Source organism: Sphingobacterium sp. UBA6317, assembly GCF_002440385.1.
GTDB lineage: Bacteria > Bacteroidota > Bacteroidia > Sphingobacteriales > Sphingobacteriaceae > Sphingobacterium > Sphingobacterium multivorum.
Genome location: NZ_DJTD01000059.1, coordinates 4,059 through 4,272, shown reverse-complemented (window position 1 = coordinate 4,272; position 214 = coordinate 4,059).

The window sequence follows — 214 nt, the reverse complement described above, 5'->3', positions numbered from 1 at the left end:
GGGGCGCCTTTTCTGTTTATGTTAATTACGAATTTCTATCCTTAAACTTTCATTGCCCCCAGTTTTAGTGGTAACGGCAACTGGGTGATTTAAGAAACGCATTACAACTGACTCATTCAGCCACCAACTTATCCCTAATCCCAATTTTCAATCAGTTTTTAGTCAGTATTTATTCACTGTTTATTCAGTCTTCACTGAGCAAGCACTGAACAAG